Source organism: Bacillus sp. Nf3, from assembly GCF_003028545.1.
Lineage (GTDB): Bacteria > Bacillota > Bacilli > Bacillales > Bacillaceae > Bacillus > Bacillus safensis.
The window spans coordinates 1-501 of the sequence record NZ_PYUA01000147.1 but is presented as its reverse complement, the minus strand read 5'-3'; the positions used below and the strand labels follow the sequence as shown (position 1 = coordinate 501).

The window sequence follows — 501 nt, the reverse complement described above, 5'->3', positions numbered from 1 at the left end:
GAGGAAGGTATCGCCTTCGCATGCCCACAGCCCGGAATAGCGGGTGGTCGAGATATCCAGCCCCCACTTGGCGCTGGTCTTCAGCGCATCGGCGCGGTCCTGGCCCCACGGCCCCAGCGTCTCGGCGCTGAGCACCATCACCGCGGTCAACAGCGACAGGGCAATCGCCACCGAGACGCTCAGGCGCTTGCGCGACAGGCCCAGCGCGCGCAGCGCGGTCAGCTCCGAGGTCGCCGCCAGCTGGCCCAGGCCCATCAGTGAGCCGATCACCGCAGCGGTCGGGAAGAAGGTGTAGGCACGGCGCGGCACGGTGTACAGCACCCAGGCCGCAGCGTGGCCCAGCGTGTAGCCGTTCTTGCCGATGTCCTTGAATTCGCCGGAGAAGGCCATCACCACGTCCAGGCCCACCAGCACCGCCCAGGTCAGCAGCACGGTGGTGAACACCGAGCGCCCCAGGTACAGGTCGAAACGCATCGGGCGCAGCCTCATGCGCGGGCTCCC

General features: G+C 68.9%; 1 protein-coding gene. It reads right to left on the bottom strand.

Annotated features, from left to right (window positions below; all coding sequences use genetic code 11):
• On the bottom strand, positions 1–474 hold a 474-nt coding region (locus C9414_RS21255; protein ID WP_219909152.1), incomplete at its 3' end, for an LptF/LptG family permease.
• Between the last annotated feature and the right edge of the window lie 27 nt (positions 475–501).